This window comes from Pandoraea captiosa, assembly GCF_902459775.1.
In the GTDB taxonomy this organism is placed as follows: Bacteria; Pseudomonadota; Gammaproteobacteria; order Burkholderiales; family Burkholderiaceae; genus Pandoraea; species Pandoraea captiosa.
Genome location: NZ_CABPSQ010000017.1, coordinates 22502 through 43052, shown reverse-complemented (window position 1 = coordinate 43052; position 20551 = coordinate 22502). Strand labels below are relative to the sequence as shown.

Here is a 20551-nt window from a genome sequence, read left to right as displayed (position 1 = left end):
AACGGCTGGCCGTGAAAATGGGCATCCGGTGGGGCGGATCAGTTAAAATGTATGTTTTTCCCACTATTTATTCCGGATTCTCATGGCTTCCGTCGTACGTCTTTCCGATTTGATCGCTCAGGGCCGCCTCGCGGGCAAACGTGTCTTCATCCGCGCCGATTTGAACGTGCCGCAAGACGATAACGGCCGAATCACGGAAGACACGCGGATTCGCGCCTCGGTGCCGGCCATTCAGATGTCGCTCGACGCGGGCGCTGCCGTGATGGTCACCTCGCATCTGGGCCGCCCCACCGAAGGCGAATTCAAGGCGGCCGACTCGCTCGCCCCCGTGGCGCAACGTCTGTCGGAACTGCTCGGCCGTGACGTGAAGCTGGTGGCCGACTGGGTCGACGGCGGCTTCGACGTGGCCCCGGGCACGGTCGTGCTGCTGGAGAACTGCCGCGTCAACAAGGGCGAGAAGAAGGACAACGACGAACTGGCGCAGAAGATGGCCAAGCTGTGCGACGTCTATGTCAACGACGCGTTCGGCACCGCTCACCGCGCCGAAGCCACCACGCACGGCATCGCCAAGTACGCGCCGGTCGCCTGCGCAGGTCCGCTGCTCGCCGCCGAACTCGAAGCGCTCGGCAAGGCGCTCAACGCCCCGGCGCGTCCGCTCGTGGCCATCGTGGCCGGCTCGAAGGTCTCCACCAAACTCACCATCCTCAAGACGCTCGCCGACAAGGTCGACCAGCTGATCGTGGGCGGCGGCATTGCCAACACGTTCATGCTGGCCGCCGGCCTGCCGATCGGCAAATCGCTTGCCGAGGCCGATCTGGTCGAGGAAGCGAAGGCGATCATCGACGCCATGGCCGCGCGCGGTGCGTCGGTGCCGATTCCGACGGACGTGGTGTGCGCCAAGGAATTCAGTGCGAACGCCGAAGCCACCGTCAAGGCGGCAGCCGACGTGGCCGAAGACGACATGATCCTGGACATCGGCCCGCAAACGGCCGCCAAGCTGGCCGAGCAACTCGGCCAGGCCGGCACCATCGTGTGGAACGGCCCGGTCGGCGTGTTCGAGTTCGACCAGTTCGGTCATGGCACGCAAACCCTGGCGCGCGCCATCGCCGCAGCCAAGGGCTTCTCGATCGCCGGCGGCGGCGACACGCTCGCGGCCATCGCCAAGTACGGTATCGCCGATCAGGTCAGCTACATCTCGACGGGTGGCGGCGCGTTCCTGGAATTCCTGGAAGGCAAGACGCTGCCGGCTGTGGACGTCCTGCAACAACGCGCGGCGCAGTCGAACTGATCGCGCGCGCTGCGAGAATCGTGCAAAGGCAGGTGGGGCGGGGCTTGCGGGCAGGTTGAACGGTCTGCAATGCGTTGGCGCACGGCGATTTCGGTCGCTTTATTGCGAACGTATGAGATCGAATCAAACGATTTCGTACTGACAATACGAACTTTTTGGTTAACCTGCGGCGGCCTAATTGCGTTACAAACCTCTAAGCGCCAGTAATGTCGAAAGCGCTGTTACCAAAAGAGGATGAAGAGATGGATGTAATGAACCGCTCCACCAAGATCGTCGCCACCATCGGTCCGGCATCGAGCACGCCGGAAGTGCTTTCGCGCATGATCGCCGCAGGCGTCGACGTCGTTCGCCTGAACTTCTCGCACGGCAAGGCGCAGGACCACATCGAGCGCGCCGAAATGGTGCGCGCGGCCGCCAGAGCGGCGGGCCGCGAAGTGGCCATCATGGCCGACTTGCAGGGCCCGAAGATTCGCGTCGGCAAGTTCGAGAACGGCAAGACGACGCTCGAAGCCGGCGCCCGGTTCATTCTGGATGCGAACTGCGAGCTCGGTAACGACGAACGCGTCGGGCTGGACTACAAGGAACTGCCGCGCGACGTGCGCACGGGCGACGTGTTGCTGCTCAACGACGGGCTGATCGTGCTCATCGTCGATCGCGTGATCGATCAGGAGATTCACACGACCGTGAAGGTCGGTGGGGACCTGTCGAACAACAAGGGCATCAACCGCCAGGGTGGCGGCCTCACGGCCCCGGCGCTGACCGCCAAGGACATGGAAGACATCAAGACCGCGATGGCGCTGGGCGCCGATTACGTCGCGGTCTCCTTCCCGAAGAACGCGACCGATATGGAAATGGCGCGACGTCTGGCGAACGTGGCGGGCGAGCCGTACGGCATCAAGCCGCTGATGATCGCGAAGATCGAACGTGCCGAGGCGATTCCGGCGCTCGAAGAGATTCTGGCGGCGTCGGACTGCATCATGGTCGCGCGTGGCGATCTGGCCATCGAAGTCGGTAACGCGGCGGTCCCGGCGCTTCAGAAGCGCATGATCAAGCTCGCGCGCGAGATGAACAAGACGACCATCACGGCCACGCAGATGATGGAGTCGATGATCCACAATCCGGTGCCGACCCGCGCCGAAGTGTCGGACGTCGCCAATGCGGTGCTCGATGGCACGGATGCCGTGATGCTGTCGGCCGAGAGCGCTGCCGGCAAGTACCCGGTCGAGACGATCGAGACGATGGCGGCGATTTGCGTCGAAGCCGAGCGCTCGGAGACGGTGGAACTCGATCGCGACTGGCTGAACCAAACTTTTACGCGCATCGACCAAACGATTGCCGCCGGTGCGCTGTTTACCGCGTATCATCTTGGCGCGAAAGCCATCGTGGCGCTGACCGAGTCTGGCGCGACCGCGTTGTGGCTGTCCCGTCACAAGATCCATGTGCCGATTTTTGCCCTGACTTCGCAGTTGAGCAGTCATCGCAAAATGGCGCTGTATCGCAACGTCTACGCCATGCGCGCGGACGCCGCGCACGACCGCGACAGCGCGCTCAAGCAGGCAGAGCAGTTGCTGCTCTCGAGCGGTGTGGTCAAGCGCGGCGACACGATCGTGCTGACGGTCGGTGAGCCGATGGGACAACCCGGTGGCACCAATACGTTGAAGATCGTCCAGGTGGGTCACGCATGACGAAGCAGGCCGCGCGATGGCGGCGGGGTGAGAGTGCCAGGCACACACCCCGCCGCGCGCGAGCTGTCGTCATGAGGGGCGCCTCTGGATCGAGGAAAGATTTGCTTAGTTTTTGATTCCAAGGAGAACATCATGCCCCTAGTCTCTATGCGACAGCTGCTCGACCACGCCGCCGAAAACGGCTACGGTCTGCCGGCCTTCAACGTCAACAACCTCGAGCAGGTTTCCGCGATCATGGCCGCCGCCGACGAAGTCGGCGCGCCGGTCATCATGCAGGCTTCGGCCGGTGCCCGTAAGTACGCTGGCGAAGCGTTCCTGCGTCACCTGATTTCGGCGGCCGTGGAAGCGTACCCGCACATCCCGGTGGTGATGCACCAGGACCACGGCCAGTCGCCGGCGGTCTGTATGGCCGCGATCAAGAGCGGTTTCTCGAGCGTGATGATGGACGGCTCGCTCGAAGCCGACGGCAAGTCGGTTGCCAGCTACGAATACAACGTTGAAGTGTCGAAGAAGGTCGTCGAGTTCTCGCACTACATCGGCGTGACGGTGGAAGCCGAGCTGGGCGTGCTGGGTTCGCTCGAAACGATGAAGGGCGACAAGGAAGACGGCCACGGCGCCGACGGCACGATGACCCGCGAGCAACTGCTGACCGATCCGGATCAGGCCGCCGACTTCGTGCAGCAGACGCAGTGCGACGCGCTGGCCATCGCCATCGGTACCTCGCACGGCGCTTACAAGTTCAGCCGCAAGCCGACGGGCGACATTCTCGCCATCGACCGCATCAAGGAAATCCATCGCCGCATTCCGAACACCCACCTGGTGATGCACGGTTCGTCGTCGGTGCCGCAGGAACTGCTCGCCGAGATCCGTGAATTCGGCGGCGACATGAAGGAAACGTACGGCGTGCCGGTCGAAGAGATCGTCGAAGGTATCAAGCACGGCGTGCGCAAGATCAACATCGACACCGACATCCGTCTGGCCATGACCGGCGCGATCCGTCGCTATCTGTTCGAAAACCCGAGCAAGTTCGACCCGCGCGACTACCTGAAGCCGGCGCGTGAAGCCGCCAAGCAGGTTTGCAAGGCGCGCTACCTGTCGTTCGGCTGCGAAGGGCAGGCAGGCAAGATCAAGACCATCTCGCTCGAGAAAATGGCCGAGAAGTACAAGAGCGGCGACCTCGCTCAGATCGTGAAGTAAGCAGACTCGGGCGGCGTTGCCGCTCAGGTCGCCGGCCCGGCTTTTGCCAGCACTCGCTGGAACAGAAGCCGGGCCTTTTCTTTGGGCAACTGCAACTGAAACTTGCCGCCGAGCTCCGAGCGGATCGTTGCGGTGAGCATCTCCACGCCATCGACGATCAACGTCATCGGCTCGTTCATGTGCTGCCGTGAAAAGTCTCGCATGCGCGAGGTCGCACCGTCGCGCAGGCGCATCGTGATGACGACCTCCGTGTCCGGCGCGGCGTTGGCGGTCTGCGCCGGGAACTGCAAACCCAACTGCTCGATGTCGCGCGCCGCGTAAAGCGCGAAGCGGGCGATGTCGTCGTCGTTATCCGGCGGGGTGATGGCGACGAGGCGGGGCAGTGGGGAGCGTTCAGCGGTGGCCGATGGGGTGGCCGATGGAGTGGATGTGGAGGCGGTGGCTGGTGCATCGGAAGCGCGATTGCCCGTGGCTGGGTGAGGCGCCACGGCGCGATGGGATGGCGGCCCGGGCGTATGGGGTGCCGCCTGGGATGCGCCGGTTTGCGCCATGAGGCAGGTGCTTGCCAGCGTCAACACGACGGCAAGCGACGTGTGGGTAATCCCTTGCGATACGCGCCGTACGACCTGCGGCTGCCGGACATGGCTTCGTTTTGGCGTGGTTGTCATGGCAGCCCCTTGTTGGTCGGGTGTACGTTTCCATTCTAGGCAACATCCGTGGGCGTCGATGGGGGCCGCAAAATCCGAAACCCGAAACGCGAAACGCGAAACGCGAAACGCGAAACGCCGACCCCGGTGTGTGGACGCACACGCACGTGCGGCGTGCTCGAAGCCGACGTGAAACGACAGGCGGGCGTTCGATATCGCAAGTCCGATGGCAAGGCGCGTGGCAGTCTCCGGGCCTCCGCCAACCTGCCCATCATGGGCCACCCGGAGTTATCGATGCCGTTCACCCGCTTGCCAAAGTCCGTCACCCGGTGTCTTGGACTGTCCAGTCCGGAGGCGTCGCCCACGCCGTCCCGTGCCAACGCCATGGGCGGCGCGCTGACCGGGGCAGCCAACCGCGCGCTTGCGGTGCGGGGGGCCGCAGGCATGCCCCGCGTCGCACCGTCAGCCGCGCAAGCGCAAGGCGCACCCGCGTCGGCAGCGATCCGCGCGACGCCCCCGACCGACTCGCCGCTCGACGCGTTGTCCCCTATCTCCGACGGTACACCGACGGATATGCCGATGACGCTGGTCTCCGAATGGAAAAATCCGGCCCGATCTCGCGCGAGATCCGGGGAAAACATGGATATCCCGCCGATTCGACTCTGGGGATACGACGACCCGACGCCGGATTGGGTCTCGCCGACCCGCGTCATGGCGCAGGACTGGGCAGACCGCTACGGCGTGAACACCGCGCAACTCGTTCGCATCGGCGGCGAATGTACGCGTTACGGTCTGCTGGAGTTGGGAGGGCACCGCTTCATCGTCGGGCCGACGGCGACCCCGGCCGAAGCGCGCTCGCTCACACGCATGCTCAAGACGCATCCGCAAATCGGCGCGATCTTCTGCGTCGAGCCGGGCGCGATGCAGGCGCCGGGCGAGTCTGATGACGGGGCGGGCGGGCAGGAGGGCTATCGGGAAAGACCGATTAGCGCCTATTTTTCCAGGGTGATGCGGCGAAACGCCGGTCGGCATGACGCAACCAGCGCAACGAATGCAACGAATGCAACGAATGCAACGAATGCGACGAACGCGACGAACGCGACGAACGCGACGAACGCGACGAATGCGACGAATGCGACGAATGCGACGAATGCGACGAACGCCCCGGCCGGACCGGCCCCGTTGGCGCACGCGACGCGCTCGCCAGCGCCGTCCCGTGGCGTGCTCGATGGCGGCCTGTCTCATGTGCAGTTCATGGAATTCGAGGGCATGGCGCGTTTCGATGCCCAAATCGACGGCGCAACGCTCTGGCGTGCAGGCAAAGGCGTTGCGGACTTCATCCGAAGCCACCCCGGCAAGATCGCGCTGGTGTGTTCCGAGCATGGCATCGCAAGGCCCTGCGCGGTGATCGCCAGTGCGGCGCTGCAACTTCGCGACGGCGACGCCCGGCTGCGCAGCCAGCTCGCGACCGAAGCGATTCGTCAGCGCGCCGAAGCCAGCGATCACCATATCAACGCGGCGTCGCGCGCACTCGACCTCGTTGCCGAGTTATCCCGCCTGACGGCCATGCTGCGGGTGCCGGGGCGCGGCGATCCGCGCTGGGAGCGTAAGGTCATGCTGCTCAGGCAGCGTTTGCCCGAGCTGTCGCCCGGTACCGGCGTGGACTGGCAAAGCCATGGCGGGCGTCGCCAACTGGCCGACATTCTCGAGGCGAATTTCGACCGTGTGGCGCCCCTGCTGGCCTCGGGCGGGTTGCCACCCGGCACGGCGTTGCTCTGGTTTCGTCACGAAATCGACGTGCTGAGCGGCGTGCGGTTCCTTAGTCCGGGCTACGTCGGCACGCATATCGACCGCATCTCGCAGGACGACATCGATCCGCAAAGCCCGGATGCCGTGCGTCTCGTGTCGCTCGACGATTACGGGCTGACGTGCGACAACAAGTATTACGACCTCGACTCGGTGGTGCGGTGGTTCCGGCAATGCGAGCGTCAGGGCACGTTCATGACGCATCCTGTCTCGCGCTCGAGCGTCGTCGCGTTGCTCGTGCAGGATAGCGAGAAGGCACGGCTTGCCGAGGCGTTTCGGCGTTGAGCGCACGGCCGCGGGCGATGCGGGCGCAGGCCCCGCGCCTTGCCCGACCGACATCTTCGTGAAACGCGCCCCGACGCGCGTATAATTACGCCTTTGCCCTTCCTGATATTGGGTCCCGCCGTGACTACCCCCGCTCTGAACGCCCTGTACGAATCCTCCCTCAAGAGCCTGCCGCTGCTCTCGCGCGGCAAAGTGCGCGATAACTACGCCGTTGGCGACGACAAGCTGCTGATCGTGACCACGGACCGCCTCTCGGCGTTCGACGTGATCATGGGCGAGCCGATTCCGGGCAAGGGCCGCGTGCTCAACCAGATGGCCAATTTCTGGTTCGACAAGCTCGCACACGTCGTGCCGAACCACCTCACGGGGGTGGCGCCCGAGACGGTCGTGTCCGCCGACGAAGTCGCGCAAGTGGCCGGGCGTGCGGTCGTCGTCAAGCGTCTCAAGCCGATTCTCGTCGAAGCCGTGGTGCGTGGTTATCTGGCTGGTAGCGGCTGGAAGGACTATCAGGCAACCGGTGCCGTCTGTGGCGTGAAGCTGCCGGCCGGTCTGCAAAATGCGCAGCAACTGCCGGAGCCGATTTTCACCCCGGCAGCCAAGGCCGAACTGGGCGAGCATGACGAGAACATCAGCTTCGACGACATGGTGAGCCGCATCGGTCGCGAACTGGCCGAGCAGATCCGCGAGATCTCGATCCGTCTGTACAAGGAAGCGGCAGCTTATGCGGCCACGCGCGGCATCATCATCGCCGACACGAAGTTCGAGTTCGGTCTGGACGACAACGGCAAGCTGCACTTGATGGATGAAGCGCTCACCGCCGACTCGTCGCGCTTCTGGCCGGCCGATTCGTACGCCGTGGGCAGCAACCCGCCGTCGTTCGACAAGCAGTTCGTGCGCGACTGGCTCGAAACCCAGCCGTGGGGCAAGACCCCGCCCGCGCCGGCACTGCCGGCCGAAGTCGTCGAAAAGACGGCTGCCAAGTACCGCGAGGCGCTCGAGCGTCTGACCGGTCAGCAACTGGCTTGAGCGGGACGACTGAAGACATGAGCGAGAAACAAGCCGTGGCCCCGCGCGTCGGTGTGGTGATGGGGTCCAATTCGGACTGGGAAGTGATGAAGAACGCGGCGGCCATTCTGGCCGAGTTCGGCGTGCCGTACGAAGCGCAGGTCGTCTCGGCGCACCGCATGCCGGACGACATGTTCCGTTACGCCGAAGCCGCACGCGAGCGCGGTCTGGTCGCGATCATCGCCGGTGCCGGCGGTGCCGCACACCTGCCGGGCATGATCGCCGCCAAGACGACCGTGCCGGTCCTGGGCGTGCCGGTGCCGAGCAAGTACCTGCGTGGCGAAGACTCGTTGCTGTCCATCGTGCAGATGCCCAAGGGCGTGCCGGTGGCGACCTTTGCCATCGGGGAAGCGGGCGCGGCCAATGCGGCGCTGTTTGCGGTCTCGATGCTCGCAGCCGACGACAAGTCGCTCGCCGACAAGCTCGAAGCGTTCCGTGCGAAGCAGACCGAAGCGGCGCGCGGCATGACGCTGCCTGCGCTGTAAAAGAAAACAACGTCCCCGCCACTGTCTGCGCTTTCACGAAGATGAATTCTGCCTCCGCTGCGCCTGTCCTTCCCGGCCAATGGCTGGGCATGCTGGGCGGCGGCCAACTCGGCCGCATGTTCTGTTTTGCCGCCCAGTCGATGGGTTACAAGGTCTGCGTGCTGGATCCGGACCCGCGTTGTCCGGCCGGCGCCGTGGCCGATCGTCTGATCGTTGCCGATTATCGTGACGAGGCGGCGCTCGCCGAGTTGGCCTCGCTGTGCCCTGCCGTCTCGACCGAGTTCGAGAACGTACCGGCCCAGTCGCTCGATTTCCTCGCAAAGACCACGACCGTGAGCCCTGCCGGGCGCTGCGTTGCGATTGCGCAGGACCGCGTGGCGGAAAAGCGCTTCATCGAAAGCTGCGGCGTACCGGTGGCTCCCCATCTGGTGATCGAATCGAACGAGGCGCTCGCCGCCATTGGCGACGCGGCCATCGAAAGCGTGTTGCCGGGCATTCTGAAAACGGCGCGTCTGGGCTATGACGGCAAGGGTCAGGTGCGGGTCAACACCGCCGCCGAGGCGCGCGAGGCATACACCGCGCTGGGCGGCGTGCCGTGTGTGCTGGAAAAGCGTCTTGCGCTGGCGTTCGAAGTGTCGGTGCTGAGTGCGCGCGGTGCGGACGGCGCGGTCGCCACGTATCCGCTCGCGCAGAACGTGCACATCGACGGCATTCTCGCCACCACCACGGTGCCCGCTCCCGACGCAGCGCCGGCCATCGCCGATGCCGCCCGGGCGGCGGCTGCGGCGATCGCATCGCAAATGGATTACGTGGGCGTGCTGTGCGTCGAGTTCTTCATTCTGAAAGACGGCTCGCTCGTGGCGAACGAAATGGCGCCGCGCCCGCACAACAGCGGCCACTACACGATCGATGCCTGCGCATCGAGCCAGTTCGAACAGCAGGTGCGTGCCATGGCCGGGTTGCCGCTGGGCGAAACGCGTCAGCACTCGCCGGCCGTCATGCTCAACGTGCTGGGCGATGTGTGGTTTGAGGGACCCGCGAAGGATCAGCCGCGCACGCCCGCATGGGGTGACGTGGTCGCGCTGCCGTCCGCTCGCCTGCATCTGTATGGCAAGGAAGACGCGCGCGTCGGTCGCAAGATGGGCCACATCACGTTCGCCGGCGCCTCGCTCGACGAAGCGCGCAATGCGTGCGTGACGGCGGCCGCCAGTCTCGATATCGCGCTGGAAGACTGAACGATGACTTCGCCCGACGCGCCGCGCATCGTCATGCCGCCGGCTGACGCCATCACGCAAGCCGCCGAACGACTGGCTGCGGGCGAACTGGTCGCGTTCCCGACGGAAACGGTCTATGGCCTGGGTGGCGACGCCGAGAATCCGGCCGCCGTGGCGGCCATTTACGCGGCCAAAGGGCGCCCGGCCAATCATCCGGTCATCGTGCACTTTTCGCCGGATGGCGATCCCGGCTACTGGAGCGACGACGTCACGCCTGCGGCGCGCAAGCTGATGGACGCGTTCTGGCCCGGCCCCCTCACGCTCATTCTCAAGCGCGCGCCGCATATCCCCGACGCCGTTTCCGGCGGCCAGGATTCGGTCGGGCTGCGTTGTCCGTCGCATCCGGTGGCGCAGGCATTGCTGCGTGAACTCGAGCGCATCAAGGGCGGGCAGGGCGGTGTGGCGGCGCCGTCGGCCAATCGCTTCGGTCAGGTAAGCCCGACCGCTGCCCAACATGTGCGCGACGAGTTCGCCGGACTGCCCGGCGTGACGGTTCATGTGCTCGATGGCGGCGAGGCCGCCGTGGGTATCGAATCGACGATCGTCGATCTGTCGCGCGGCTTCCCGGCGCTGCTGCGCCCGGGCCATATCACCCCGGCGCAGATTGCCGAAGTGCTCGGGCAGATGCCGCGCCTGCCGGGGCAGGACAACGATGCGCCGCGCGCGTCGGGCACGCTCAAGGCGCACTATGCGCCGCGTACGCCGCTGTATCTGTGCGACCCCGGTCAGTTCGCGGCGGCCCTCGCGGTACACCCGGCGGGCGAGCGTGTGGCGGTGGTGGCCTTTGCGCCCACGCTGGCGACGCTGCCGGCCGCCATTACCGCCTCCGACGATGTCGTGAAGATCGAATTACCGGCCACGCCCGCCGCGCTCGCGACCGATTTGTACGCGATGCTGCGACGCCTCGACCGCGCCAACGTCACGCACATTCTGTTCGAACGACTGCCCGACACGCCCGAGTGGGCCGCCGTCGGCGACCGTCTCGGCCGCGCCGCCGCCGCCTTCGAGGGCGCCTGACGCGCTCGTCAACGTCCCGAGGCCGGCGCTCGCGCCAGCGCCGCTCCCGTTCGCACGCCGCCACTCCGGCGGCCCGAAAAGCGCCATCCACTTGTTGCGCCAGCCCGGCGTCGTGACGACGTCGCGTGCCATCGTGCGCCATTCGTGAAACGTCAGCGTGATCGGATTGTGCGTATGGATCTGATCGACGATGCCGAACTCGCAAGGCTCGGCGTCGCTCTCCTCGACATACGACCCGAACAGACGATCCCAGATGACGAGCACGCCCGCGTAATTCCGGTCGATGTAGCGTGGATTGCGTGCGTGATGCGCCCGATGGATCGACGGCGTGTTGAGCACGTACTCCAGCCAGCCCAGCTTCGGGATCGCCTGCGTATGCACGAAGAACTGAAAGGCGAGATTCAGGAGTACCACGCCCACGATTTGCACGGGCGTGAAGCCGATGAGCGCCATCGGTGTCCAGAACAGCCACATGCCGGCGACCGGATACATCAGGCTCTGTCGGAAGGCCGTCGACAGGTTCAGCCGCTCCGACGAGTGATGTACCACGTGCGCGGCCCACAGCCAGCGGATGCGATGACTCGCGCGGTGAAATACGTAGTAGAGGAAGTCCTGCACGAGGAACAGGAGCACGAAGCCGACCCATCCGGCGGGCATCGTGTAGACGCGATAGTGATCGTAGAGCCACGCGTAGAAGGGCACGACGAGCAGCCAGGCCAGCTTGTCCGCCCCCTGATGCATGAGGGCGAGCGTGGCGTTGCTGAGCGTGTCGCGCAGGCTGTACATGCCGGGGCGGCGACCACGCCAGTACCACGCTTCAATGCCGATGCACAGCACGAATACCGGCGCGAGCGCCAGCAGAATCAACTCGACGTTCATGACCTCGCGTCTCCTCACGATTGGGTCATCTGAACCGGTGTCCCCGCATCTCGTTGGTCTGGCGCGGGTGACACCGGTGGAACGTCTATTCTGACGCGAATGCGATGCGTCGGCGCGGTGGTTAGAGGGAAACGTCAAATGTCCGGGGCGCAGGCTCGTTAGCCGGTTACGGTGACCTCAGGGAAGGCGTACGGGGCTGCGCGACGTTGTCACGGAGCGTTCTCGTACACCCACGAGATGAGCGCGTCGTTAAATCCGCGCGCGTTGCTCGCGCGTGCATCGTTGACCAGCGACACCACGACATACGTGCTGCCCGAGCGGGTAGCCACATAACCCGCGACCGCGCTCACGTCGTCGAGCGTGCCCGTCTTTATATGGGCGTTGCCCGCCACGTCGCGGTTGACCAGGCGGTTGCGCATGGTGCCGTCCACGCCGACCGTCGGCATCGACTCGACGAGCACCTGCCCGGTGGGGCTGTTGATGCCGTGTTGCAGTAGTCGCGCCAGCTCCATGGCGCTGATGCGCTCCACGCGCGAGAGCCCGGAGCCGTTCTCCACGACGAGGCCGGGCATGGCGAGATCGTACTTGTCGAGCCAGCGACCGAGAACGTCGCGCGAGCGCGCGATGCTCGCCGGCGTCTTGCCGTCGGCGGCCAGTCCCAGCGTGAGAAAGAGTTGCCGCGCCATGACGTTGTTGCTGAACTTGTTCATGTCGTGCACGACTTCGGCCAGCGTCTGACCGCGATGCGTGACGAGCAGGCGCGCGCCGGGCGGCACGACCCCGGTACGCACATTGCCGTTGAACTGTCCGCCGGATGCCTGCCATAAGGCCCGGAAGCCACCGAGAAAGAAGCGGTCGCGGTCAGGGGCGGCGATGTTCCATCCCTTGTCTTCGCAAGACGCCGGGTACGGCCCCGAGAAGTGCGCCAGATAGGCGCCGTCGGCAGTCGTGCTCACGGAGGGATGAATGCGGCTCAGCCAGTCGCCGCAATTACCGGCAGGCGCCGACGACATCTCGTTGGCGACCTGCAGGTTCGCCAGCGGCGGCAGCACACCGACGTCGACCGTGCCGTTGGGATTGCTCGTGAACGTGAACGACATCGCCTTGAACGAGTAAAGCAACGGGTCCGGCGCTACGTTGTAGGGGCGATCGACGTCGCCATCGATCGGACCCTGCGCCCCGATATCGGCGCTGTACGCCGAGCGGTCGAGCACGATGTCACCGTTGATGTTCGTCACGCCCGCATTGCGCAGTTCCGCGATGAACTTCTCCATCTCTTCCGGCACGAGCTTCGGGTCGCCTGTGCCCTTGAAGTACAGATTACCGTTGAGCGTGCGGCCGTCCGACTGACCGTCGGTGAACGCCTGCGTGCGCCAACGGTAGTCGGGACCCAGCATGTCCAGTGCGGCTATCGTCGTGACGAGCTTCATCGTCGAGGCCGGATTGCGGGGCACGTTGGCGTTGAGCGCAAGCATCGGGGCGGGAACGGCGCCACGCGTCTGCAACGGATTGTCGACTTTCGCAACGATCACGCTGACGTGCGCGGCCGGGACCTGACTCGCGGCAAGCGCGCGCGCCAGCGGTTGCGGCAGCGGCGTGGCGTGCGCGGCGGTGACCGGCACTCTGGGGGCCTTCTTCGCTATCTTGGCCGGCTTGGCCTGCACCGGCGCACTCACGACCATGGCCACCGCCAGCGCTGCACTCAGCGCCGTCACTGTCTTTACTGTCGTCATGCCCGCACGAGCGACACCAACGATACGAGCGATACGAGCGATACGAGCGCCATCGGAAAGGTTGTCGATGGCGGTGCCGGCGCGAGACGATCCGGAGGCGGCAAGGTGGGGAAGCCAGGCGTGGCGTGAGGTGCCGAATGAATGGAATGAGCGCAATGAGCGGGGTAGGCCAGGGAAGTAGGGCACGCGCATGACGGGCGAATTTCTCCAGTGTTGCGCACAGCGAGCCCGCAGGGCCGAATGCGCGTGAGGCACGCGCATTCCCGGGCGGACGCGGCGACGCAGCAATGTTAAGCAATAGAGTCGGCCGCGCGTGCGTCTGGGCGCGCGGCACATGCGTGACATTGTAAGTCCGGCCTGCAACGAACTGTCGCTACAATGAGTCGAATTCGACGGCAGTGTCACTCGAAGGCAACATCATGCGACATGGCATGGGTTGCCGAGACGCCTCGACCAACGCATATAACGGTGCCTGATTCATGCGAATTCTGTTGGTGGAAGACGATGCGATGATCGCCGCGGCCGTCGCCAAGGGGCTGCGCCAGGACGGTTGGACCGTCGACCATGTCGGCGACGGGCAGCGCGCACTCGATGCGCTCGCCGTCGAGTCGTACGACGCTTTGTTGCTCGATCTCGGTCTGCCGCGTCGCGATGGCATCGACGTGCTACGTACGTTACGTTCTCGCGGCCAGACGCTGCCGGTCCTGATCGCCACCGCGCGCGATGCGGTGGCCGATCGCGTCAAAGGTCTCGACGCGGGGGCCGACGACTACCTCGTCAAACCTTTCGATCTCGATGAACTGGCGGCACGCCTGCGCGCGCTCGTGCGGCGTCAGGCCGGGCGCAGCGAACCGCTGTTGCGCCATGGCGCTATCGTGCTCGATCCTGCCACGCGCCAGGTATCGTGCGACGGCGCGCCCGTCGTGCTCTCCGCGCGCGAATACGCCGTGCTCGAAGCGTTGCTCAATCGCCCGGGGGCCGTGCTGTCGAAGACACAACTCGAAGAGCGCATCTACGGTTGGGGCGAAGAGGTGGCGAGCAATGCCGTCGAAGTGCACATTCACGGCCTGCGCAAGAAGCTCGGCGCTGATGCTATCCGCACCGTACGTGGTGTCGGATACATGATGCCAACCAAAACGAGCGATATGGACAACGCCCCGGAGGCGAACTGATGCGCTCGATACGTCGCCGCCTTCTCGTCGGCCTGTTGCTGACGCTGGCCATCGCGCTGGTGCTCGCGGGCATCGCGATCTTCCGTCAGGCGCGCACCGAGGCCAATGAGTTGTTCGACTTCCAGTTGCAGCAGATGGCCTTGTCGCTGCCGGCCGAATCGTTTTCCAGCGTGCCGGGCGAGCACAACGACACGGAAGGTCTCGTGATCCAGATATGGAGCCGCAACGGCGTGGAGTTGTATTACTCGCATCCGCGCACGCCGTTGCCGCCGCGGGCGGAACTCGGTTTCACCACCGTGCAGACGCCGGTGGGCGACTGGCGTGTCTATGCGGCGCGCGTCGGCGACAACGTCGTGCAACTCGCGCAACCGATGGTCATTCGCGATTCGCTGGCGGTCTCGATGGCGTTGCGCACGCTGCTGCCACTGGTCGTGGCGATGCCGCTGCTCGGGTTGCTCGTGTGGATCGTGGTCGGGCGTGGGCTGCGTCCGCTGCGTCGGGTGACGAAGGCGCTCGATGCCCGTGCGCCGGGGGCGCTCGAAGCGTTCCCCGAGGCGGGATTGCCGGATGAAGTGAGGCCGCTCGTGCGCGCCCTCAACAGCCTGCTCGGGCGCCTCGATGAAGCGCTGGTGCAGCAAAAGGCCTTTGTTGCGGACGCAGCGCACGAACTTCGCACGCCGCTTGCCGCGTTGCAGCTTCAGGTGCAGTTGCTCGAACGCGCCGATACGGAAGCGGCGCGCGCCGAAGCAATGCGCGATTTGCGCGAGGGCGTGCGACGCGCGTCGCACATGGTTGCGCAATTGCTCACGTTGGCGCGTCAGGAGCCCGACGCCGCGCGCGCTGCCGCCGCATTCGCCGACTTGCCGCTGTCGCCGCTGCTGCAGGACGTGGTGGCTCATCATGCGGCGCTCGCCGTCGCGCGAGGTATCGACCTGGGGCTGGACGCCCCCGATGCGCTGGCCGCCATCGCCCGCGTACATGGCGATGCGAACGCGTTGCAAACACTGTTCGGCAATCTCGTCGATAACGCGCTGAAATACACACCGCGCGGGGGGCATGTGGATGTGCGTCTGGTGTCGGCGCTGCCGTCGCCCGTCGTCGAAATCGAAGATACCGGCCCGGGCATTCCCGCTGCCGAGCGAGAGCGGGTGTTCGACCGTTTCTTCCGGGGCGGGGCCACTACGGCAGCGCACGCGTCGTCAGCCGTCTCTGCGTCGGGTCACGAAGAGGCCACCGCGCCGCGCGCGCAAGGCAGCGGCCTTGGGCTTGCCATCGTGCGCAACATCGCCCGGGCGCATGGCGCGCACGTGGAGTTGTTCGATGCCCGTAACGGCCACGGGCTGCGCGTGCGGGTGAGTTTCGGTGGCGCGACCTCGGCGCCTCCCGCGCTTTGATTCCGGTGCCGGCGTCGCCACCGGCACCCCGTTGACGGTTGGCCCAGACGCTTATCCGCGCGTGACTTCCGTCACCTTGTCGTGCTCGATGGTGAGCGTGCGGCGATCCGGGCGATGGTCGCGTGTGGTCGGCATGGCCTTGCCGTCCTGCATGCCGATGCGCCACGGGCATCCCCTCAGCATTGATTTCGCTTCCGTGAGCGACTTGCCCACGAGCGCCTGATCGGCAGGCGCATCGGTCGGGCAGGTGTTCTGCCCCTGCATCTGGCCTGACATCGGTCCCTGCGTCGGCATCGACTCAGCAGGGCCCTGCGTACCCGTGCCGTTACCGTTGCCCGACGCCGCATGTGCGGTCGTGGCGAATGCCAGACACACGACGGCGCCGGCGGTCCCCGTCCAGCGGAGCATTCGGCAAACGTGACGATCGATTTGCATAGCCATAGCGACTTCTCCTGAAGACGAATACTTGCGGCGCGGGATTGCGCCACTACGCCACCGTAGGCAACGGTGTCCCTCATCCGCAAGGCGAACCACGCGAGTTGCGCCTTCAAACGCATGCAGTCGTCACGCATAGCGCGCAATGATTGCGCTTGTCCTCGCTCGATGCGTGACCTTCACACGTCGACGCACGAAAGTGGCCGCGTGCAATGAGTCTCGGCTCGGTGCGCTTCTTAAGGTTCTCTTAAGGGAGCCTCTCTACGATGGCAGTCATGTTCAAACGTGGTTGTCGGAAGGAGAGACTCATGCGGACCTCGAAGCTCACTCGTACGCTGGTTGCCAGTGCCGTACTCGTCGCATTGACGGGCGGTTATGTCGCCGGGCGTCAGCACTGGCAGGCGCCGCTCGCCTCAGAAATGGTGGCCGACGCCAGCGCGGCAAGCGCTGCGGCGGCGACGCCGGTGGCCAACGTCCAGAATGCCCCCGCCAATGCGCCGAATACCGCGCCACGTATGCTCGTGCCGGACTTCTCGCAACTGGCGGAACAATACGGACCGGCGGTAGTCAACATCAGTGTGACGCACGATGGGAAACCTTCGGCGCAACGAGGCTCGGCCGCGAATCAATTGCCGCCGGGCATGGATCAGAACGACCCGCTGTTCCAGTTCTTTCGTCACTTTTATGGCGCGCCCGGCAATGACGGCGGCGACAACGGTGGCGGCGACGACAGCGGCGGGCCGACGCGCAGCCTTGGTTCGGGTTTCATCGTGAGTCCGGACGGTTACATCCTGACCAACGCTCATGTCGTGGACGATGCGAGTCAGGTGACAGTGAAACTCACCGACAAGCGCGAGTACAAAGCCAAGGTGGTGGGCAGCGACAAGGCGAGTGACGTCGCGTTGCTCAAGATTGCCGCCACGGATTTGCCGACGGTGAAGATCGGCGATCCGTCGAAGTCGAAGGCGGGTGAGTGGGTCGTGGCGATCGGTTCGCCGTACGGCTTCGACAACACCGTGACGGCGGGCATCGTCTCCGCCAAGGCACGTGCGTTGCCGGACGAGAACTACACGCCGTTCATTCAGACCGACGTGCCGGTCAATCCGGGTAATTCGGGCGGACCGCTGTTCAATCTGAACGGCGAGGTCATCGGCATCAATTCGATGATCTACTCGCGCACGGGCGGTTTCCAGGGCCTGTCGTTTGCGATTCCGATCGACATGGCCATGAAGGTCAAGACGCAGCTTCAGCAGTACGGCAAGGTAAGTCGCGGCCGCATCGGCGTAGCGATTCAGGAAGTGAATCAGTCGCTCGCGAAGTCGTTCGGTCTGCCCAAGCCGACCGGAGCGCTCGTGTCGTCCATCGATAAGAACGGACCGGCGGCGAAGTCGGACCTGAAACCGGGCGACGTGATTCTCGCGGTCAACGGCACGACCATCGACGATTCGGTGCAATTGCCGGAGAAGATCGCGGATATGCGCCCGGGGCAGACCGCCACGCTCACGGTGTGGCGCAACGGCGCAAAGCAGGACGTGAGCGTGAAGGTCGCGGCGCTCAACGAGACGAAGGATGTGGCAAGTGCCGACGATTCGGCGACGCACGGCCGTCTGGGACTGGCGGTTCGCGAGCTCTCGCCGCAGGAAAAGCGCGCGGCGCAGGTCACGAACGGTCTGCTGGTCGCACGGGCTGGCGGTCCGGCGGCGCAGGCGGGGGTGGAGCCGGGCGACATCATCCTCTCGCTCAACGGCACACCGGTCACGAGCGCCGCGCAACTGAGCGAGAAGCTCAGGAAGGCGGGTAATAACGTCGCGTTACTCGTGCAGCGCGACGGGCAACAGATTTTCATCCCGGTCGACCTCGGCTGAGGCTCGCGGCGTACGGCTTACCGCTACGCCTGACGTCGACAAGACCGCCATGGGATGCCATGGGCTTCCAGCATCGTGAATTCATGCAAGGGGAGGTTGACTATGTGGCAGAAACAATGGCAACGCTGGACGGTGGCTGCCGCCGCCGCAGCAGCACTGACGGGAAGTCTGGGCGGCGTCTCCGTCGCCCACGCGCAGGGCGGCTCGCTGCCGCCGTCGATGCAGCAGGGCAATGTGACCTACGTCTCTGGCGGTATCGATAGCGACGAATCGGGCACTTTCAAACGTGAAGCGTCGCGCTGGCCGCTGTCCATCGAGATGGCCGCGCGCGGCGACGGCAAGAACGAATACATTGCCGACGCGCAGGTGCAGATCATGCAAGGCGGCACGACGGTGCTCGACACCCGCTCGAAAGGTCCGTACATGCTGGTGAAGTTGCCCGACGGCAATTACACCGTGAAGGTGACGTACAACGGCAAGCCCATGACGAAGGACGTGAAGGTATCCGCCAAGGGGCACGCCGTCGCATCCTTCCTGTGGCCGCACGACTGATGTGCCGATCAGTCGGACGAGCGCTGCACCGCAGACGGTGAAGTGACCCAGGCAGTATCAGGCAGTCCCAGGCATCACCCGGTATCACCCGGCAACACCCAGCAACACCCAGCAACACCCAGCAGTAACACTCTGCAACGAGTGAGCGAGTTGCGCCGCCATGTCTATCGTGGCGGCGCTTTTTTTGTGTGAATGTCAGGCGGGCGCGACGTGGGCAAGATGCGCGAGATGCACCATAGGCCGGAGACGTGAAAGGCGCCGCGCCGCGATTTCAGCGCATGCGAGGCCCGCCCGTCGATGCCGCTCAGGCCGCGCTACGACACGCGTCGCTGGCTGTCTGCTCGGGGGAGGGAGGCTCGCCGGTACGCATGGCGAACGTCTGCGTGACCGCGATGCCGTTCTTGATCGCGGTCATTTCGGCGAGAATCGCGACCGCGATTTCGGCAGGCGTACGGGCGCCGAGATGCATGCCGACCGGGCCGTGCAGCCGCTCGATTTCGGTCGTGCTCAGATCGAATAGCGACAGACGTTCGCGACGTCGCGCATTGTTCACGCGCGAGCCGATGGCGCCGATGTAAAACGCCGGTGACTTGAGCGCTTCGAGCAGCGCCATGTCGTCGAGCTTCGGGTCGTGCGTGAGGGTGAGCACGGCGCTGTGCGAGTCGAGTTGCAGACGCACGATGAGGTCGTCGGGCATCTCGCGGGAGAGTTCGGTGCCGGGCACCTGCCATTCGTCTGCGTACTCGCTGCGTGGATCGCACACGATCACGTGATAGTCGAGCGCGCTGGCCATGCTCGCGACGTACTTCGAGAGTTGTCCGGCACCGATCACGATCAGCCGGTGACGCGGGCCATGCGATGTGATGAGCCGCTCGCCGTCGAATTCGACGGACGGCGTGTGATGTCCGGGCGCCATACGCACGGCGCCGGTCTTCATGTCCAGTTCGCGAACAACGAGACGAAACTTCCCGATGGCGTCGAGTAACTCCTCGATGCGCGAAGTGTCCCGCACGGGTTCGAGCACCAGTTGCAGCGTGCCGCCACAGGGCAGGCCGAAGCGATGAGCTTCCTCGGCGGTAACGCCATAGCTGGTGACCTGAGGGCGGTCCTGCGGCCAGTCGCCGGCGCGAATGCGGGCGACCAGATCGTCTTCGACGCAACCGCCCGACACGGAACCGACCAGATGACCGTCTTCGCGGATCGCGAGCATCGAGCCCACGGGGCGCGGGGCCGAGCCCCAGGTGCGCACAACGGTGCCCAGCGTGACGAAAAAGCCTGCGCGGGTCCACTGTACGGCGGACTTCAGCACTTCCAGATCGACACTGTCCATAGCACTCGTTTCCTTCGCCAATTCGCGAACGGCCGTTGATCCAATAATTTTCGAGTCAATCCGAGGGCAATCCCGGGTCAATCCCGGGTCAATCCCGATCCCGCCTCGGACCCTGCCGGGGGATGCCGACCTTCGTGCGTCACGAAGGCATGGGTTGCCCATAGGAGGCCACTCGATGTGATTCGGCGAGTATATCGCGCCTTGGCGTGCGCTGTATTCCACCCGATATTCCGGTCATCGGCCCTCTCGGCCCTGTTTGCGCATTAGCGCTTCGGCGCATCAGCACGATGGACGATGGATGCTGGACGAGGGACTGTTGGCGGCGTGCTCACGGGACGCCACTGCCAGGCGACCGGTCTCGTAGTCTGACGAGCGGTAACTCGTGTCACAATACTTCGATGTTCGAGACAACGCCGCATCACTCCACCGCTTTCCTTCACAA

Annotated in this window: 16 protein-coding genes and 1 pseudogene; 12 read left to right on the top strand and 5 right to left on the bottom strand. The window is 65.1% G+C overall.

Translation table 11 applies throughout. The features are described 5' to 3' along the window. Nucleotides 1-82 precede the first annotated feature (82 nt). The 3 genes from PCA31118_RS25105 to fba all read left to right on the top strand — a co-directional run bounded on the left by PCA31118_RS25105 (nt 83) and on the right by fba (nt 4170). Nucleotides 83-1288, top strand: coding sequence for a phosphoglycerate kinase (locus PCA31118_RS25105; RefSeq protein WP_150627673.1), 1206 nt, complete (start codon nt 83-85; stop codon nt 1286-1288). 251 nt (nt 1289-1539) lie between these two features. Further along, on the top strand, nt 1540-2973 hold the full coding sequence (gene pyk / locus PCA31118_RS25100) for a pyruvate kinase (protein ID WP_150627672.1): 1434 nt from the start codon (nt 1540-1542) through the stop codon (nt 2971-2973). A 132-nt stretch (nt 2974-3105) separates the two neighbouring features. Further along, nucleotides 3106-4170, top strand: a complete 1065-nt coding sequence (fba, locus tag PCA31118_RS25095; RefSeq protein WP_150627671.1) for a class II fructose-bisphosphate aldolase — start codon at nt 3106-3108, stop codon at nt 4168-4170. 23 nt (nt 4171-4193) lie between these two features. On the opposite strand, the gene PCA31118_RS25090 is transcribed toward fba, so the two are convergent. After that, the gene (locus tag PCA31118_RS25090) at nt 4194-4838 is read right to left on the bottom strand and encodes a hypothetical protein (RefSeq protein ID WP_150627670.1); all 645 of its coding nucleotides are present in this window, start codon (nt 4836-4838) and stop codon (nt 4194-4196) included. A gap of 168 nt (nt 4839-5006) precedes the next feature. On the opposite strand from PCA31118_RS25090, the gene PCA31118_RS25085 reads away from it, so the two are divergent. From PCA31118_RS25085 to PCA31118_RS25065, 5 genes are all read left to right on the top strand, one after another. Beyond that, nucleotides 5007-6908, top strand: coding sequence for a hypothetical protein (locus PCA31118_RS25085; RefSeq protein WP_150627669.1), 1902 nt, complete (start codon nt 5007-5009; stop codon nt 6906-6908). A gap of 135 nt (nt 6909-7043) precedes the next feature. After that, complete coding sequence (locus PCA31118_RS25080; protein ID WP_150627690.1) at nt 7044-7934, top strand: phosphoribosylaminoimidazolesuccinocarboxamide synthase; 891 nt, start codon at nt 7044-7046, stop codon at nt 7932-7934. A gap of 17 nt (nt 7935-7951) precedes the next feature. Then, nucleotides 7952-8458: a 5-(carboxyamino)imidazole ribonucleotide mutase gene (gene purE / locus PCA31118_RS25075; RefSeq protein WP_150627668.1), complete on the top strand. Its 507-nt coding sequence runs from the start codon at nt 7952-7954 to the stop codon at nt 8456-8458. 41 nt (nt 8459-8499) lie between these two features. After that, entirely contained in the window at nt 8500-9693 is a 1194-nt protein-coding gene (locus PCA31118_RS25070) for a 5-(carboxyamino)imidazole ribonucleotide synthase (RefSeq protein WP_150627667.1), read from the top strand. A gap of 3 nt (nt 9694-9696) precedes the next feature. Next, entirely contained in the window at nt 9697-10749 is a 1053-nt protein-coding gene (locus PCA31118_RS25065) for an L-threonylcarbamoyladenylate synthase (RefSeq protein ID WP_150627666.1), read from the top strand. 51 nt (nt 10750-10800) lie between these two features. On the opposite strand, the pseudogene PCA31118_RS25060 reads toward PCA31118_RS25065, so the two are convergent. Continuing rightward, nucleotides 10801-11628: pseudogene (locus PCA31118_RS25060) on the bottom strand (sterol desaturase family protein); the annotation flags it as partial. 209 nt (nt 11629-11837) lie between these two features. After that, a complete protein-coding gene (dacB, locus tag PCA31118_RS25055) occupies nt 11838-13361 on the bottom strand; it encodes a D-alanyl-D-alanine carboxypeptidase/D-alanyl-D-alanine endopeptidase (protein WP_150627665.1) in 1524 nt (507 codons plus the stop codon). A 479-nt stretch (nt 13362-13840) separates the two neighbouring features. Between dacB and PCA31118_RS25050 the strand changes: the two genes are divergently transcribed. Both PCA31118_RS25050 and PCA31118_RS25045 read left to right on the top strand, forming a co-directional pair. Then, on the top strand, nt 13841-14533 hold the full coding sequence (locus PCA31118_RS25050) for a response regulator (RefSeq protein WP_150627664.1): 693 nt from the start codon (nt 13841-13843) through the stop codon (nt 14531-14533). Beyond that, complete coding sequence (locus PCA31118_RS25045) at nt 14533-15927, top strand: ATP-binding protein (RefSeq protein ID WP_150627663.1); 1395 nt, start codon at nt 14533-14535, stop codon at nt 15925-15927. Before PCA31118_RS25050 ends, PCA31118_RS25045 begins: the two co-directional genes overlap by 1 nt. Before the next feature lie 51 nt (nt 15928-15978). On the opposite strand, the gene PCA31118_RS25040 is transcribed toward PCA31118_RS25045, so the two are convergent. Then, on the bottom strand, nt 15979-16368 hold the full coding sequence (locus tag PCA31118_RS25040; RefSeq protein WP_150627662.1) for a hypothetical protein: 390 nt from the start codon (nt 16366-16368) through the stop codon (nt 15979-15981). A 302-nt stretch (nt 16369-16670) separates the two neighbouring features. Here PCA31118_RS25040 and PCA31118_RS25035 point away from each other — a divergent pair, with 302 nt between their 5' ends. Together PCA31118_RS25035 and PCA31118_RS25030 are read left to right on the top strand one after the other, a co-directional pair. Further along, nucleotides 16671-18227 carry a DegQ family serine endoprotease gene (locus PCA31118_RS25035; RefSeq protein WP_150627661.1) on the top strand — a complete coding sequence of 519 codons (1557 nt, stop codon included), beginning with the start codon at nt 16671-16673 and terminating at the stop codon, nt 18225-18227. A gap of 102 nt (nt 18228-18329) precedes the next feature. Further along, on the top strand, nt 18330-18779 hold the full coding sequence (locus PCA31118_RS25030) for a carboxypeptidase-like regulatory domain-containing protein (protein ID WP_150627660.1): 450 nt from the start codon (nt 18330-18332) through the stop codon (nt 18777-18779). Nucleotides 18780-19083: 304 nt separating this feature from the next. Here the strand turns inward: PCA31118_RS25030 and PCA31118_RS25025 are convergent, their stop codons facing one another. After that, a complete protein-coding gene (locus PCA31118_RS25025) occupies nt 19084-20109 on the bottom strand; it encodes an XdhC family protein (protein WP_150627659.1) in 1026 nt (341 codons plus the stop codon). Nucleotides 20110-20551: the final 442 nt, after the last annotated feature.